This is a genomic window from Pseudomonas sp. WS 5411 (genome assembly GCF_012985595.1).
Lineage (GTDB): Bacteria > Pseudomonadota > Gammaproteobacteria > Pseudomonadales > Pseudomonadaceae > Aquipseudomonas > Aquipseudomonas shahriarae.
Genome location: NZ_JAARMC010000031.1, coordinates 12072 through 26799, shown reverse-complemented (window position 1 = coordinate 26799; position 14728 = coordinate 12072). Strand labels below are relative to the sequence as shown.

Genomic DNA, 14728 nt, shown 5'->3' with positions numbered 1-14728 from the left:
ACAGTCGGGCAACGAAATGGGGCGCGTATCATACATGAAAAAATCCGCCGGTCCGTTGCCAACTGACCGGCGTATTACGCGTAACGGCTTGAAAATAGCCCGTGGCTGCGACTTATTCGTTGCGCATCAACGGGTAAAGCTCTTTGAGCAATTTGCGACGGCTGATGACCAACTGCCAACGATGACCGCCCAACTGCCGCCACAACCGCGCCGAACGGATACCGGCCAGCAGCAGGGCGCGGATTTTCGAGGCGTTGTTGGGCTGTTGCAGGTTGCGCATGTCGCCGTGGACCTGGATCCGCTGGCGCAAGGTGCTCAAGGTGTCCTGGTACAAAGCGCCACAGGCGGCGATCACGTTCTCGTGGGCCGGGCCGAAGTGCTCGACCTGGGACTGGATCTGCGGCAGGCGCTTGCCGATGGTTTCCAGCAGGTCGTCGCGCTTGGCCAGTTGCCGCTCAAGGCCTAGCATCGACAAAGCATAGCGCAGCGGCTCGCGTTGCAGGGTGCTGGGGTCGCGTTCGAGGGCGCCGATCAGCGCCCGATAACCTTCACGCAGGCTCAGGTCGTCGCCGCCGTACACATCCAGGGTGTCCTTCGGGTCGACCACCAGCAGGCTGCCGAGCATGCAGGTCAGGCCGGCCTCGGTGACCTGGCCGGTCTTGGCGATCTTATCCACCAGCACTGCGGCGAGAAACACGCCGCCCAATGCCGTCAATTGCTCCTGGGTCGGGCTCATGCCGGGGTGCTCCAGGGTTCGGCGACTTCAATCACGCCGCCTCCCAGGCAGATCTCACCGTCGTAGAACACCACGGACTGGCCGGGCGTGACCGCACGTTGCGGGTCATCGAAGGTGGCACGGTAGCCATTGGCGGTTTTTTCCAGGGTGCAGGGCTGGTCGCTCTGGCGATAGCGCACCTTGGCGGTCAGGCGGCGCGGAGCGCTCAGGTCGATCGGGTTGACCCAATAGATCTCCGAGGCCAGCAGCGCGCCGGAGAACAGCAGGGGATGCTCGTTGCCCTGGCCGACGATCAGCACGTTATGTTGCAGATCCTTCACCAGCACGTACCACGGCTCTTCACCGGCGTCCTTCAAGCCGCCAATACCCAGGCCCTGGCGCTGGCCGATGGTGTGGTACATCAGGCCGTGGTGACGGCCGATGACTTCGCCTTCGGTGGTCTTGATCTCGCCCGGTTGCGCCGGCAGGTACTGCTTGAGGAAGTCGCTGAAGCGGCGTTCGCCGATAAAGCAGATCCCGGTGGAATCCTTCTTCTTGGCGGTGGCCAGGCCGTGTTTCTCGGCAATCTTGCGCACTTCGGGCTTTTCCAGTTCGCCCACCGGGAACAGGGTCTTGGCGATCTGTTCACCGCCGACGGCGTGCAGGAAGTAGCTCTGGTCCTTGTTAGGGTCCAGGCCCTTGAGCAATTCGGTGCGGCCATCAACATCGCGACGGCGCACATAGTGGCCAGTGGCGATCAGGTCGGCGCCGAGGATCATGGCGTAGTCGAGGAACGCCTTGAACTTGATTTCGCGGTTGCACAGGATGTCCGGGTTCGGCGTGCGACCGGCCTTGTATTCGGCCAGGAAGTGCTCGAACACATTGTCCCAGTACTCGGCGGCGAAGTTGGCGGTGTGCAGCTTGATGCCAATCTTGTCGCACACGGCCTGGGCGTCCGCCAGGTCGTCCATGGCGGTGCAGTATTCCGTTCCATCGTCTTCTTCCCAGTTCTTCATGAACAGGCCTTCCACCTCATAACCCTGCTCCATGAGCAGAACGGCGGAAACGGAAGAATCCACGCCGCCGGACATACCGACGATGACGCGCTTCTTTTGTGTGTCAGAAGGGGCTGGATCACGCATAGGATTTCAACGGGTGTCTTTAAAAAGGACGCGATTCTAGCAGGCCCGAGCCCGCAAGGCTAAAGAGAAGGACGGATCAATTCGAGACTGTGGCAGTGGCCGGCCAGATAATCGTCAATACAACGCATGATCAGCTCGCTGCGCCAGTCATCGCGCAAGGCCATCAACTCATCACGGGTCAGCCAGCGGGCGCGCACGATGCCGTCGTCCAGTTGATAGTCCGGGTGGTGTTGCAAGGCCTTGGCGATAAAGCACACGCGCTGGTAGGTCACGCCATTGCTGGGAGCGGTGTACAGATAGATACCGACGATGCCGGTGGCTGCGACGTCCCAGCCGGTTTCCTCGAGGGTTTCGCGCACGGCGGCTTCGGTCAGGGTTTCGTGCGGGTCGAGATGGCCGGCAGGCTGGTTGAGCACGGCGCGGCCGCCCTTGAGCTCTTCGACCATGAGGAAGCGGCCATTGTCTTCGACGATGGTGGCGACGGTGATGTGGGGTTGCCAGGTCATAGTGGCCTCGAATTCGGTGGGGGTTGGGCCTAATCAGTGTGGGAGCTGGCTTGCCTGCGATGGCGGTGGCTCGGCTACATCTGTACCGACTGGCAGACTGCTATCGCAGGCAAGCCAGCTCCCACATTTGCTCGGTTTTTTCATTAAAACGGTGTTGGCCACAAAGAGAAACCCCGGCACATGGCCGGGGTTTGTGATGTCGCCCTACAGCATTACTTCAATGCAGCAATCGCCGCATTGAGGGTAGCGCTCGGACGCATAGCCTTGCTGGTCAGCTCAGGATTCGGCGCGTAGTAGCCGCCGATGTCCACTGGCTTGCCCTGCACGGCGTTGAGTTCGGCAACGATGGTTGCCTCGTTCTCGGCCAGGGTTTTTGCCAGTTGAGCGAACTGCGCCTGCAGCGCGGTATCTTCAGTCTGGGCGGCCAGGGCTTGTGCCCAGTACAGCGCCAGGTAGAAGTGGCTGCCGCGGTTGTCGATGTTGCCGACTTTGCGCGATGGCGACTTGTTGTTATCGAGGAATTGGCCGGTGGCCTGGTCCAGGGTCTTGGACAGTACCAGGGCTTTCGGGTTGTTGTAGTTCACACCCAAATGCTCAAGGGAGGCTGCCAGGGCCAGGAACTCGCCCAGGGAGTCCCAACGCAGGAAGTTTTCTTCCAGCAGTTGCTGCACGTGTTTTGGAGCCGAACCGCCAGCGCCGGTTTCGAACAGGCCGCCACCGTTCATCAGCGGCACGATCGACAGCATCTTGGCGCTGGTGCCCAGTTCCATGATCGGGAACAGGTCAGTCAGGTAGTCGCGCAGTACGTTGCCGGTCACCGAGATGGTGTCCAGGCCCTTGCGGGTGCGTTCCAGGGTGAACTTCATCGCGTCGACCGGCGACATGATGCGGATGTCCAGGCCTTCGGTGTTGTGGTCTTTCAGGTAGGCCTGAACTTTCTCGACCACGACGCCGTCGTGGGCGCGCAGCGGGTCCAGCCAGAAAATTGCTGGCGTGTTGCTGGCGCGGGCGCGGTTGACGGCCAGTTTGACCCAGTCCTGGATCGGCGCGTCTTTGGTCTGGCACATGCGGAAGATATCGCCGGCTTCAACCGACTGTTCCATCAGCAGCTTGCCCTTGCTGTCGGTGACGCGGACTACGCCGTCAGCCTTGATCTGGAAAGTCTTGTCGTGGGAACCGTACTCTTCGGCTTTCTTCGCCATCAGGCCAACGTTTGGCACGCTGCCCATGGTGGTTGGGTCGAAGGCGCCATTAGCCTTGCAGTCTTCGATGACCGCCTGGTAGATGGTGGCGTAGCAGCGATCCGGGATCACGGCCTTGGTGTCGTGCAGCTGGCCGTCGGTGCCCCACATTTTGCCGGAGTCACGGATCATGGCTGGCATCGAGGCGTCGACGATCACGTCGCTCGGCACGTGCAGGTTGGTGATGCCTTTGTCGGAGTTGACCATCGCCAGGGAAGGGCGAGCGGCGTAGACCGCCTGGATGTCGGCTTCGATCTGCGCTTGCTGGTCGGCCGGCAGGGCCTTGATGCGAGCGTACAGGTCGCCGATGCCGTTGTTCAGGTTGAAGCCGATCTGTTCCAGCACGGTAGCGTGCTTGGCCAGGGCGTCTTTATAGAACTCGGCAACGATCTGGCCGAACATGATCGGGTCGGAGACCTTCATCATGGTGGCTTTCAGGTGAACCGACAGCAGTACGCCTTGTTTCTTGGCGTCTTCGATTTCGGCGGCGATGAAGCTGCGCAGGGCGTTCTTGCTCAGCACGGCGCTGTCGAGGATCTCGCCGGCCAGTGCGGTGGTCTTTTCTTTCAGGACGGTGGTGCTGCCATCCTTGCCGATCAGTTCGATCTTGACCGCATCGGCGGCTTCGATCTGTACGGCTTTTTCGCTGCCGTAGAAGTCGCCGTTGCTCATGTGAGCGACGTGGGACTTGGAGTCAGCAGCCCAGGCACCCATTTTGTGCGGGTGCTTGCGCGCATAGTTCTTGACCGACAGTGGGGCGCGGCGGTCGGAGTTGCCTTCGCGCAGGACCGGGTTTACGGCGCTGCCCTTGACCTTGTCGTAACGTGCACGGGTTTCTTTTTCCGCGTCGGTGGTTACGGTTTCCGGGTAGTCCGGCAGGGCGTAGCCCTGGGCCTGCAGTTCCTTGATCGCGGCTTGCAGCTGCGGGGTCGAGGCACTGATGTTAGGCAGCTTGATGATATTGGCTTCGGGGGTCACGGCCAGGGCGCCCAGTTCGGCGAGGTGGTCCGCAACGGCCTTGGTGCCCAGTTGCTCGGGGAAGCTTGCGAGGATGCGCCCTGCGAGGGAGATATCGCGGGTTTCCACTTCAATATCAGCGGAAGCGGTGAAGGCCTCTACGATAGGCAGCAGTGAATAGGTGGCGAGGGCTGGGGCTTCGTCGGTGAAGGTATAGATGATCTTCGAGCGGGTGGGCATATTCGGATTAACTCTCTTCTTTGCTAAAAGCGTGCGCGGAAACTCGAGATGCGCCGGGTAAAGCGCGTTCGTTCAAAGTCATCCATGAGCCGAATGTCGATGTTTCTTCGCGGTGATGTTGGGTTGCATCAGTCGAGCGTCAAGCGGGTGGGCTACGGTGGCAGCCCGGCTTTTTCAGGCGCAGGTGCTCGATATAGAGCGGTCGGCCGTCGTGACTCTTTGGTCAGCGGCGGCATTATACATAGGTCGCTATGCTTACGCCGAGCCTTCATACAAAAGGTGGATCGTCCATTGGTCTAAAGGTCGCATGGACCGGATTGCGCCTAAAGTCGCACGCAGTGCTCAAGTTTGGCGTTTTTCCCTTTTGTTTCAAGGTTGTAGGCGACTAAATCTACCGTTTTCGCAGCAAATGTACCGGGCGCAAGGTTCCAGTCCACATTCAACTGGAGTAGGCTCGGGCACAGCCAGATGTTCAATCCACAAACGGAGTTCAGCATGGGATACAAGAAGATTCAGGTTCCGGCAGTCGGCGACAAAATCACCGTCAACGCAGACCATTCTCTCAATGTTCCTGACAACCCGATCATTCCCTTCATCGAAGGTGACGGTATTGGCGTCGACATCAGCCCGGTGATGATCAAGGTGGTCGATGCAGCTGTTAACAAGGCTTACGGCGGCAAGCGCAAAATCTCCTGGATGGAGGTGTATGCCGGCGAGAAGGCGACTCAAGTTTACGACCAGGACACCTGGCTGCCCCAGGAAACCCTGGACGCGGTCAAGGACTACGTGGTTTCCATCAAGGGCCCGCTGACCACGCCGGTCGGTGGCGGTATCCGCTCGCTGAACGTTGCCCTGCGCCAGCAGCTGGACCTGTATGTCTGCCTGCGTCCGGTGCGTTGGTTCGAAGGTGTGCCAAGCCCGGTCAAGAAGCCCGGCGATGTGGACATGACTATCTTCCGTGAGAACTCCGAAGATATTTACGCCGGTATCGAGTGGAAGGCCGGTTCGCCCGAAGCAACCAAGGTCATCAAGTTCCTCAAAGAGGAAATGGGTGTCACCAAGATCCGTTTCGACCAGGATTGCGGGATTGGCATCAAGCCGGTTTCCAAAGAGGGCACCAAGCGCCTGGCGCGCAAGGCCCTGCAATATGTAGTGGATAACGACCGTGAGTCGCTGACCATCGTGCACAAAGGCAACATCATGAAGTTCACCGAAGGTGCCTTCAAGGAGTGGGCCTACGAAGTGGCGGCCGAAGAGTTCGGCGCGACCCTGCTCGATGGCGGGCCGTGGATGCAGTTCAAGAACCCGCGCACCGGCCGCAATGTGGTGGTCAAGGATGCGATTGCCGACGCCATGCTCCAGCAGATCCTGCTGCGCCCGGCCGAATATGACGTGATCGCCACCCTGAACCTCAATGGTGACTACCTCTCCGATGCCCTGGCGGCAGAAGTGGGCGGTATCGGTATTGCACCGGGCGCCAACCTGTCCGACACCGTGGCGATGTTTGAAGCCACCCACGGTACTGCGCCTAAATACGCGGGCAAGGACCAGGTCAACCCGGGTTCGCTGATTCTGTCGGCGGAAATGATGCTGCGCCATATGGGCTGGACCGAGGCGGCCGACTTGATCATCAAGGGCACCAACGGGGCGATTTCGGCCAAGACCGTGACCTATGACTTCGAGCGCCTGATGGACGGCGCCAAGCTGGTGTCGTCGTCGGGCTTCGGCGATGCGTTGATTTCGCATATGTAAGTCGAAGGCTATGAAAAACGGCCATCCTGATTGCTCGGGATGGCCGTTTTTTTATGCGTGGTATCTGCTCGGTGGCGGATCAGGCCGTTTGTTTGTTTTTCGAATGAGCGGATTTATCTGCCTTGTCGTGCCTGTCTTCGTTGGTTTTTCCAGGCTCGGCTGCGCAGATGGCGACAGCATGCAGGCCCTTGGGTCCCTGGACGATTTCAAAGGACACTAATTGACCTGCTTTAAGGGTCTTGTATCCGTCCATCGTGATCGCCGAGTAATGCGCAAAAAGATCATCCTCTTTGCCGTCTTCGTTAATGAAGCCGTAGCCCTTGGCATTGTTGAACCATTTGACCTTGCCACTGATCTTGACGCCAGACATACCCATATCCCTCTGCACCAGACTCCATCACTGGAGTATCATCCAGTTTATCCGTCCTAACCCGAATAAATAAGGTTGACTGCGCGGACCTTTTTTACCCACTGTGGGTTCTATTGGTTGTAACACCGTTTTGCCGATAGTCAAGGTGACCAGTCGGTCGGAGTTGAATTTCTGACAGGTCGCCCCCATCACTGTAAATGCACAACAGACGAACCTTTCTTTCATGCATGCATTCAGCCAGATTCGACTAACATTCAATCAGGATCGCCCGGATCATCTAGAAGACGATGACGGTTCTGCAGGCATCGCTGTTCAAGAGGCCAGGCCTGCTTTACAGGCGCCGCCGATGTACAAGGTGGTTTTGTTCAATGATGACTACACGCCGATGGATTTCGTCGTCGAAGTACTCGAGGTGTTTTTTAATCTGAACCGCGAGTTGGCGACCAAGGTAATGCTGGCCGTTCACACAGAAGGACGGGCAGTATGTGGAGTGTTTACCCGCGACATCGCCGAGACCAAGGCCATGCAGGTCAACCAGTACGCCAGGGAAAGCCAGCATCCGCTACTCTGTGAAATCGAGAAGGACGGTTAACTCCGACCACTTGGGTATGAGGTGAAGCTATGTTAAACCGCGAGCTCGAAGTCACCCTCAATCTTGCCTTCAAGGAGGCCCGTTCGAAGCGTCATGAATTCATGACCGTCGAACACCTGCTGCTGGCACTTTTGGATAACGAAGCTGCCGCCACCGTTCTGCGTGCGTGCGGCGCCAACCTCGACAAACTCAAGCATGACCTGCAGGAGTTCATCGACTCCACCACGCCACTGATCCCCGTGCATGACGAGGACCGTGAGACCCAGCCAACCCTGGGCTTCCAGCGGGTGTTGCAGCGTGCTGTCTTCCATGTGCAGAGCTCCGGCAAACGCGAAGTGACGGGCGCCAATGTCTTGGTTGCCATCTTCAGCGAACAGGAAAGCCAGGCCGTGTTCCTGCTCAAGCAGCAGAGCGTGGCGCGCATTGATGTCGTCAACTACATCGCCCACGGCATCTCGAAAGTGCCAGGGCATGGCGATCATTCCGAGGGTGAGCAGGATATGCAGGACGACGAGGGCGGTGAGTCTTCTTCTTCAAGCAACCCGCTGGATGCCTACGCCAGCAATCTCAACGAACTGGCGCGCCAGGGGCGGATTGATCCGCTGGTGGGGCGTGAGATGGAAGTTGAGCGTGTGGCGCAGATCCTCGCGCGTCGTCGCAAGAACAACCCTTTGCTGGTGGGCGAGGCGGGCGTGGGCAAGACCGCGATTGCCGAAGGCCTGGCCAAGCGCATTGTTGATAATCAGGTGCCTGACCTGCTGGCCAACAGCGTTGTCTACTCCCTGGACCTGGGCGCGCTGCTCGCCGGGACCAAGTACCGTGGCGACTTTGAAAAGCGTTTCAAGGCGTTGCTTGGCGAGCTGAAAAAGCGTCCGCAGGCGATCCTGTTCATTGATGAAATCCACACCATTATTGGCGCCGGTGCGGCTTCCGGTGGGGTGATGGATGCGTCCAACCTGCTCAAGCCGCTGCTGTCTTCGGGTGATATCCGTTGCATCGGCTCGACCACGTTCCAGGAGTTTCGCGGGATCTTCGAAAAAGACCGTGCACTGGCGCGTCGCTTCCAGAAAGTCGACGTGTCCGAGCCTTCGGTCGAAGACACTATTGGCATCCTGCGGGGCCTGAAAGGGCGTTTCGAAGCGCACCACGGCATCGAGTACAGTGATGAGGCGCTGCGTGCGGCCGCCGAGCTGGCCTCGCGCTACATCAATGACCGGCATATGCCCGACAAGGCCATCGACGTGATCGACGAAGCCGGGGCCTACCAGCGCCTGCAGCCGGTAGAGAAGCGCGTGAAGCGCATCGAAGTGCCGCAGGTCGAGGATATCGTGGCGAAAATCGCGCGAATTCCGCCAAAACACGTCACCAGCTCCGACAAAGAGCTGCTGCGTAACCTGGAGCGCGACCTCAAGTTGACAGTGTTTGGCCAGGATGCGGCGATTGACTCGCTGTCGACGGCGATCAAGCTGTCCCGGGCTGGCCTCAAGTCGCCGGACAAACCGGTGGGTTCGTTCCTGTTTGCCGGGCCTACCGGCGTCGGCAAGACCGAAGCGGCGCGGCAGTTGGCCAAGGCCATGGGCATTGAGCTGGTGCGGTTCGACATGTCCGAATACATGGAGCGGCACACCGTGTCGCGCCTGATCGGTGCGCCTCCGGGCTATGTCGGCTTCGATCAGGGCGGCCTGTTGACCGAGGCGATTACCAAGCAGCCGCACTGCGTACTGCTGCTCGATGAAATCGAAAAGGCCCACCCGGAAGTCTTCAACCTGCTGCTGCAGGTCATGGACCACGGGACCCTGACCGACAACAACGGGCGCAAGGCGGACTTCCGCAACGTGATCGTGATCATGACCACCAACGCCGGTGCCGAGACGGCCGCGCGGGCTTCCATTGGCTTTACTCATCAGGATCACTCTTCCGACGCCATGGAAGTGATCAAGAAGAGCTTCACGCCGGAATTCCGCAACCGCCTGGACACCATTATCCAGTTTGGTCGCCTCAGCCATGAGGTGATCAAGAGCGTGGTGGACAAGTTCCTTACCGAGCTTCAGGCGCAGTTGGAAGACAAGCGCGTGCAGCTGGAGGTGACGGAAGCGGCACGCAGCTGGATCGCCGAGGGCGGCTACGACGCGGCAATGGGCGCCCGCCCAATGGCGCGTCTGATCCAGGACAAGATCAAGCGGCCATTGGCCGAAGAGATCCTGTTCGGCGAGCTCTCCGACCATGGTGGCGTGGTGCATATCGACTTGAAGGATGGCGAGCTGACCTTCGACTTCGAGACCACTGCTGAAATGGCCTGATCGCAACACAACAAAAAGGCGCTTCGGCGCCTTTTTGCTATTTCTCAAGCGCTGCAATCAAAATGTGGGAGCGGGCTTGCCCGCGATAGCGGTGTATCGGTGCCAGATGTATTGCCTGACACACAGCTATCGCGAGCAAGCCCGTTCCCGCATTAATTTTATAGCGCGCACAAAAACGCCCGGCATAACCGGGCGTCTTGTATTGACTTGTTTAGCGAGCGCGGTAAGTGATGCGCCCTTTGCTCAAGTCATAGGGCGTCAGCTCGACGCGCACTTTGTCACCGGTAAGAATACGAATGTAGTTCTTGCGCATCTTGCCGGAGATATGCGCGGTTACGACGTGCCCATTTTCCAACTCCACACGAAACATGGTGTTGGGCAGGGTGTCGACGACAGTGCCTTCCATTTCGAAGCTGTCTTCTTTCGACATGCAGTAAAGCCCTCGGTATCCAGTGAATGGCCCGGTGCAACTGCGCCAGGCAAAAGCGGCGTGCATTGTGCCCGAAAAAGGGTGTTTAAGCCAAGGGGTTCTAGTTAAGCGTGACCCATCTTTGATTAATTAGCAGCTCAATGGGCCGATATTGGGTCTTGTAATTCATCTTTTTGCAGTTTTTTATCCAGTATCCGAGGTACACCGCGTCCAGGTTTTGCCGGGAGGCTTCACTGATTTGCCACAAAATCGCAAAGCGCCCGAGGCTGCGGCGCTCTTCGGCGGGTTCGTAAAAGGTGTAGACCGCCGATAAGCCATTGGGCAGCAGGTCGGTGACCGCGACCGCCAGCAGCCTTCCCTCAAGGCGGAATTCGTAAAAACGCGAGAACGGCAGGTCGCGCACCAGGAACGTGGAAAACTGGTCACGACTCGGTGGGAACATGTCGCCGTCGGCGTGGCGTTGTTCGATATAGCGCTGGTACAGGTCGAAGTACTCTTCGCTGAAGCCGGGCTTGGCGGGGGTCACGATCAGGTCGGCATTGCGCTTGAGGATGCGTTTTTGATTGCGGTCGGCTAAAAATTGCGCCACGGGGATACGCGCCGGCACACAGGCGTTGCAGTTCTGGCAGTGCGGCCGGTACAGGTGGTCGCCACTGCGCCGAAAGCCCATCTCTGACAGGTCGGCATACACATGCACGTCCATCGGCTGGCTGGGGTCGAGGAACAGCGTAGTGGCCTGTTCTTCGGGCAGGTAGCTGCAAGAGTGGGGTTGAGTGGCATAAAACTTCAAGCGCGCCAACTCGGTCATGATCAACCCTCGGATAAGCTTTGAAATAAGTGTAAGCCAGGTGCGCGCATGTCGCCTAAGAAACCCACGGCCCACTGCTGGCTTGATCAAGATGGTCGCGCAGGTAACCGGCAAAGTCGCTGCGGGGAATGGCGCGGGCGCCGAGGCTGTGCAGGTGATCGGTGGGCATCTGGCAGTCGATCAGCACAAAACCCCAGGCCTGCAATTGCCTGACGAGCGTGGCAAAGCCATATTTCGAGGCATTGTCTGCGCGACTGAACATCGACTCGCCAAAAAACAACTGGCCCATGGCCAGGCCATACAGGCCGCCGACCAGTTCGCCCTGGTCCCAGACTTCAACGGAATGGGCGTAGCCCCGTTGGTGCAGTTGCAGATAGGCGTTCTGCATGGCTTCGGTGATCCAGGTGCCGTCTGCATAGCTGCGTGGCGCAGCACAGGCCTGTATGACAGCGGCGAAGTCCTGGTCGAAGGTGACCTCGTAGCGTTGCTGGCGCAGCAGCTTGGCGAGGCTGCGGGACACGTGCAGTTCGGCGGGGAACAGCACCGTGCGTGGGTCTGGCGACCACCACAGGATGGGCTGGCCTTCGGAGAACCAGGGGAAGCAGCCGTGGCGATAGGCCTGGACCAGGCGGTCGGCGGACAGGTCGCCACCGGCAGCCAGCAGGCCGTTGGGTTCACGCATGGCTTTGGCCAGCGGTGGAAACGTCAAGGTGTTGCGTTGCAACCAGGTGAGCATGGTATTCAGGCTTACAGAAGGGGAGGGCGGTGACAGGCCGGGGCCCGCCGCGTTAAGCAGTGATTATTGTCGAGCCGGCGCCACTCGGCCAGCCCGATCATGTAATCCGTACCCTGATGCATGAGCGGGTGTTTCTGCAACTCTATAGCGGTGATGCGGTCGTAATCGCGTCATGTCGCCATCCGTTGAGCGGGAATGCTGGGTAAAGCTTGTCCAGTCTGATAAAAACAGCTCATAAGCCTTTGTCAGTAAAGACAATGCATGCTCAAATTGAAACCCATGGGCAATGCGCCGGATGATGCTCCATGAGCGAAGCCGGCAGCGTGGCAACGGGCACACAAACCCGTACAATGGCGGCACTATGTCCTTGTGGGCTGGCGTTAACGTCGGCGCATGATTGAATCTCGGAGTGTTAAAGGACGCTTGACGACGCTCATTCACTTTTCACCTGTCCGGATTGGGCAGTATTTTTATAGTCATTCAACTGTTGGACGCGCTTAAGGCGCAGGAAAATACCCGTTTTGAAGAAATCCGCCGCAGCACCCAAAACAGCAGTAGTACCGGCCTGGCGCCAGCACCTGCACTATCGGCTCAAGGAAGGCGCGCTGATTGCCATCGGTGCTTTATGCCTGTTCCTGATGATGGCCTTGCTGACCTATGGCAAGGACGATCCGGGCTGGAGCCATAACAGCAAGATCGACGATGTGCAGAACTTCGGCGGGCCTGTGGGCTCCTACAGCGCCGATATCCTGTTCATGATCCTGGGCTATTTCGCCTATATCTTCCCGTTGTTGCTGGCGATCAAGACCTGGCAGATCTTCCGCCAGCGCCATGAGCCGTGGCAGTGGAGTGGCTGGCTGTTCTCCTGGCGCCTGATCGGCCTGGTGTTCCTGGTGCTGTCGGGCGCGGCCCTGGCGCATATTCACTTCCATGCACCGACCGGCCTGCCGGCTGGCGCGGGCGGTGCCTTGGGCGAAAGCCTGGGTGACCTGGCCCGCAGGACCCTGAATATCCAGGGCAGCACGCTGACGTTCATTGCCCTGTTCCTGTTTGGTCTGACGGTATTTACCGACTTGTCGTGGTTCAAGGTCATGGACGTGACCGGCAAGATCACCCTCGATCTGTTCGAGTTGTTCCAGGGTGCCGCCAACCGCTGGTGGGCCGCCCGTGTGGACCGCAAGCGCATGGTCGCGCAATTACGTGAAGTCGACACCCGGGTCAACGAAGTGGTGGCCCCGAGTACGCCGGATCGCCGTGAGCAGGCCAAGGTCAAGGAGCGCCTGATCGAGCGCGAGCAGGCCCTGACCAAGCACATGTCCGACCGCGAGAAGCAAGTGCCGCCGGTTATCGCCCCGGCGCCGGTCAAGGCGCCCGAGCCAAGCCATCGCGTGCAAAAGGAAAAGCAGGCGCCGCTGTTTATCGACAGCGCCGTCGAGGGCACTTTGCCGCCGATCTCGATCCTCGATCCGGCGGAAAAGAAGCAACTCAACTATTCCCCGGAATCCCTGGCGGCCGTCGGCCATCTGCTGGAAATCAAACTCAAGGAGTTTGGCGTCGAAGTGTCGGTGGATTCGATCCACCCCGGCCCGGTGATTACCCGTTACGAAATCCAGCCGGCCGCAGGGGTCAAGGTCAGCCGTATCGCCAACCTGGCCAAAGACCTGGCGCGCTCCCTGGCGGTTACCAGCGTGCGGGTGGTGGAAGTGATCCCCGGCAAAACCACCGTGGGTATCGAGATTCCCAACGAAGACCGGCAGATCGTGCGCTTCTCCGAAGTGCTGTCGACCCCGGAATACGACAACTTTAAGTCGCCGGTCACCCTGGCCCTGGGGCACGACATCGGCGGCAAGCCGGTGATCACTGACCTGGCGAAAATGCCCCACCTGCTGGTTGCCGGTACCACCGGTTCTGGTAAGTCGGTGGGTGTGAACGCGATGATCCTGTCGATCCTGTTCAAGTCCGGCCCGGAAGACGCCAAGCTGATCATGATTGACCCGAAGATGCTCGAACTGTCGATCTACGAAGGCATCCCGCACCTGCTGTGCCCGGTGGTGACCGACATGAAGGACGCCGCCAACGCCCTGCGCTGGAGCGTGGCCGAGATGGAGCGGCGCTACAAACTGATGGCGAAGATGGGCGTGCGTAACCTGTCCGGCTTCAACGCCAAGGTCAAGGAAGCCCAGGACGCCGGCACGCCGCTGACCGACCCGCTGTACAAGCGCGAAAGCATTCACGATGAAGCGCCGCTGCTGACCAAGTTGCCGACCATCGTGGTGGTGGTCGACGAATTTGCCGACATGATGATGATCGTCGGCAAGAAGGTTGAAGAACTGATCGCGCGTATCGCGCAGAAGGCCCGTGCGGCCGGGATCCACTTGATCCTCGCGACCCAGCGGCCGTCGGTGGATGTGATCACCGGCCTGATCAAGGCCAACATCCCGACCCGCATGGCGTTCCAGGTGTCGAGCAAGATCGACTCACGGACCATCATCGACCAGGGCGGTGCCGAGCAACTGCTGGGCCATGGTGACATGCTCTACATGCCGCCCGGCACCAGCCTGCCCATCCGCGTTCACGGTGCATTTGTGTCCGATGACGAGGTGCACCGCGTGGTCGAGGCGTGGAAACTGCGGGGTGCGCCGGAATACAACGACGATATCCTGGCGGGTGTCGAAGAAGCCGGCAGCGGTTTCGACGGTGGCAGCGGTGGCGGCGACGATGATGCCGAGACTGACGCGCTGTACGACGAAGCGGTGGCATTCGTGCTGGAAAGCCGTCGCGCCTCGATCTCGGCGGTGCAACGTAAACTGAAGATCGGCTACAACCGCGCCGCGCGTATGATCGAGTCCATGGAAATGGCCGGCGTCGTTACGGCCATGAACACCAACGGCTCGCGCGAAGTCATCGCGCCAGGGCCGATGCGCGACTGACCTCGTGCC

The 14728-nt window shown here is 59.4% G+C and carries 12 protein-coding genes; 4 read left to right on the top strand and 8 right to left on the bottom strand.

All coding sequences use genetic code 11. The features are described 5' to 3' along the window. Window positions 1-112: 112 nt before the first annotated feature. The 4 genes from hflD to HBR93_RS25080 all read right to left on the bottom strand — a co-directional run bounded on the left by hflD (window position 113) and on the right by HBR93_RS25080 (window position 4801). Window positions 113-736 (bottom strand): high frequency lysogenization protein HflD, encoded by a 624-nt coding sequence (gene hflD / locus HBR93_RS25095; protein ID WP_005789104.1) that lies wholly within the window; start codon window positions 734-736, stop codon window positions 113-115. After that, a complete protein-coding gene (mnmA, locus tag HBR93_RS25090; protein ID WP_057441406.1) occupies window positions 733-1857 on the bottom strand; it encodes a tRNA 2-thiouridine(34) synthase MnmA in 1125 nt (374 codons plus the stop codon). The genes hflD and mnmA overlap by 4 nt, the downstream gene beginning before the upstream one ends. A 59-nt stretch (window positions 1858-1916) precedes the next feature. Next, a complete protein-coding gene (locus HBR93_RS25085) occupies window positions 1917-2363 on the bottom strand; it encodes an NUDIX hydrolase (RefSeq protein ID WP_169961320.1) in 447 nt (148 codons plus the stop codon). A 212-nt stretch (window positions 2364-2575) separates the two neighbouring features. Beyond that, a complete protein-coding gene (locus tag HBR93_RS25080) occupies window positions 2576-4801 on the bottom strand; it encodes an NADP-dependent isocitrate dehydrogenase (protein WP_115128477.1) in 2226 nt (741 codons plus the stop codon). A 495-nt stretch (window positions 4802-5296) separates the two neighbouring features. Between HBR93_RS25080 and icd the strand changes: the two genes are divergently transcribed. Then, entirely contained in the window at window positions 5297-6553 is a 1257-nt protein-coding gene (gene icd / locus HBR93_RS25075; RefSeq protein WP_057441442.1) for an NADP-dependent isocitrate dehydrogenase, read from the top strand. Between the two features lie 79 nt (window positions 6554-6632). Here the strand turns inward: icd and cspD are convergent, their stop codons facing one another. Beyond that, entirely contained in the window at window positions 6633-6923 is a 291-nt protein-coding gene (gene cspD, locus HBR93_RS25070) for a cold shock domain-containing protein CspD (RefSeq protein WP_169961319.1), read from the bottom strand. Between the two features lie 223 nt (window positions 6924-7146). Here cspD and clpS point away from each other — a divergent pair, with 223 nt between their 5' ends. Next, complete coding sequence (gene clpS / locus HBR93_RS25065) at window positions 7147-7515, top strand: ATP-dependent Clp protease adapter ClpS (RefSeq protein WP_169961318.1); 369 nt, start codon at window positions 7147-7149, stop codon at window positions 7513-7515. Between the two features lie 29 nt (window positions 7516-7544). Further along, window positions 7545-9815 (top strand): ATP-dependent Clp protease ATP-binding subunit ClpA, encoded by a 2271-nt coding sequence (gene clpA / locus HBR93_RS25060; protein WP_057445275.1) that lies wholly within the window; start codon window positions 7545-7547, stop codon window positions 9813-9815. A 211-nt stretch (window positions 9816-10026) separates the two neighbouring features. Here clpA and infA read toward each other — a convergent pair whose 3' ends face one another. The 3 genes from infA to aat all read right to left on the bottom strand — a co-directional run bounded on the left by infA (window position 10027) and on the right by aat (window position 11789). After that, complete coding sequence (infA, locus tag HBR93_RS25055) at window positions 10027-10245, bottom strand: translation initiation factor IF-1 (protein WP_002553999.1); 219 nt, start codon at window positions 10243-10245, stop codon at window positions 10027-10029. 100 nt (window positions 10246-10345) lie between these two features. Then, a complete protein-coding gene (locus HBR93_RS25050; protein ID WP_057441413.1) occupies window positions 10346-11053 on the bottom strand; it encodes an arginyltransferase in 708 nt (235 codons plus the stop codon). 55 nt (window positions 11054-11108) lie between these two features. Further along, window positions 11109-11789, bottom strand: a complete 681-nt coding sequence (gene aat, locus HBR93_RS25045) for a leucyl/phenylalanyl-tRNA--protein transferase (protein WP_057441414.1) — start codon at window positions 11787-11789, stop codon at window positions 11109-11111. A 521-nt stretch (window positions 11790-12310) separates the two neighbouring features. Between aat and HBR93_RS25040 the strand changes: the two genes are divergently transcribed. Then, a complete protein-coding gene (locus tag HBR93_RS25040) occupies window positions 12311-14719 on the top strand; it encodes a DNA translocase FtsK (RefSeq protein WP_057441416.1) in 2409 nt (802 codons plus the stop codon). Window positions 14720-14728: the final 9 nt, after the last annotated feature.

Bases quoted from the DNA above. Each gene is read 5' to 3' on its own strand.
- aat (WP_057441414.1), bottom strand. From the start codon at position 11,789: ATGCTCACCTGGTTGCAACGCAACACCTTGACGTTTCCACCGCTGGCC.
- hflD (WP_005789104.1), bottom strand. From the start codon at position 736: ATGAGCCCGACCCAGGAGCAATTGACGGCATTGGGCGGCGTGTTTCTC.
- HBR93_RS25080 (WP_115128477.1), bottom strand. From the start codon at position 4,801: ATGCCCACCCGCTCGAAGATCATCTATACCTTCACCGACGAAGCCCCA.
- mnmA (WP_057441406.1), bottom strand. From the start codon at position 1,857: ATGCGTGATCCAGCCCCTTCTGACACACAAAAGAAGCGCGTCATCGTC.
- icd (WP_057441442.1), top strand. From the start codon at position 5,297: ATGGGATACAAGAAGATTCAGGTTCCGGCAGTCGGCGACAAAATCACC.
- HBR93_RS25050 (WP_057441413.1), bottom strand. From the start codon at position 11,053: ATGACCGAGTTGGCGCGCTTGAAGTTTTATGCCACTCAACCCCACTCT.
- clpS (WP_169961318.1), top strand. From the start codon at position 7,147: ATGCATGCATTCAGCCAGATTCGACTAACATTCAATCAGGATCGCCCG.
- infA (WP_002553999.1), bottom strand. From the start codon at position 10,245: ATGTCGAAAGAAGACAGCTTCGAAATGGAAGGCACTGTCGTCGACACC.
- clpA (WP_057445275.1), top strand. From the start codon at position 7,545: ATGTTAAACCGCGAGCTCGAAGTCACCCTCAATCTTGCCTTCAAGGAG.
- HBR93_RS25085 (WP_169961320.1), bottom strand. From the start codon at position 2,363: ATGACCTGGCAACCCCACATCACCGTCGCCACCATCGTCGAAGACAAT.
- cspD (WP_169961319.1), bottom strand. From the start codon at position 6,923: ATGTCTGGCGTCAAGATCAGTGGCAAGGTCAAATGGTTCAACAATGCC.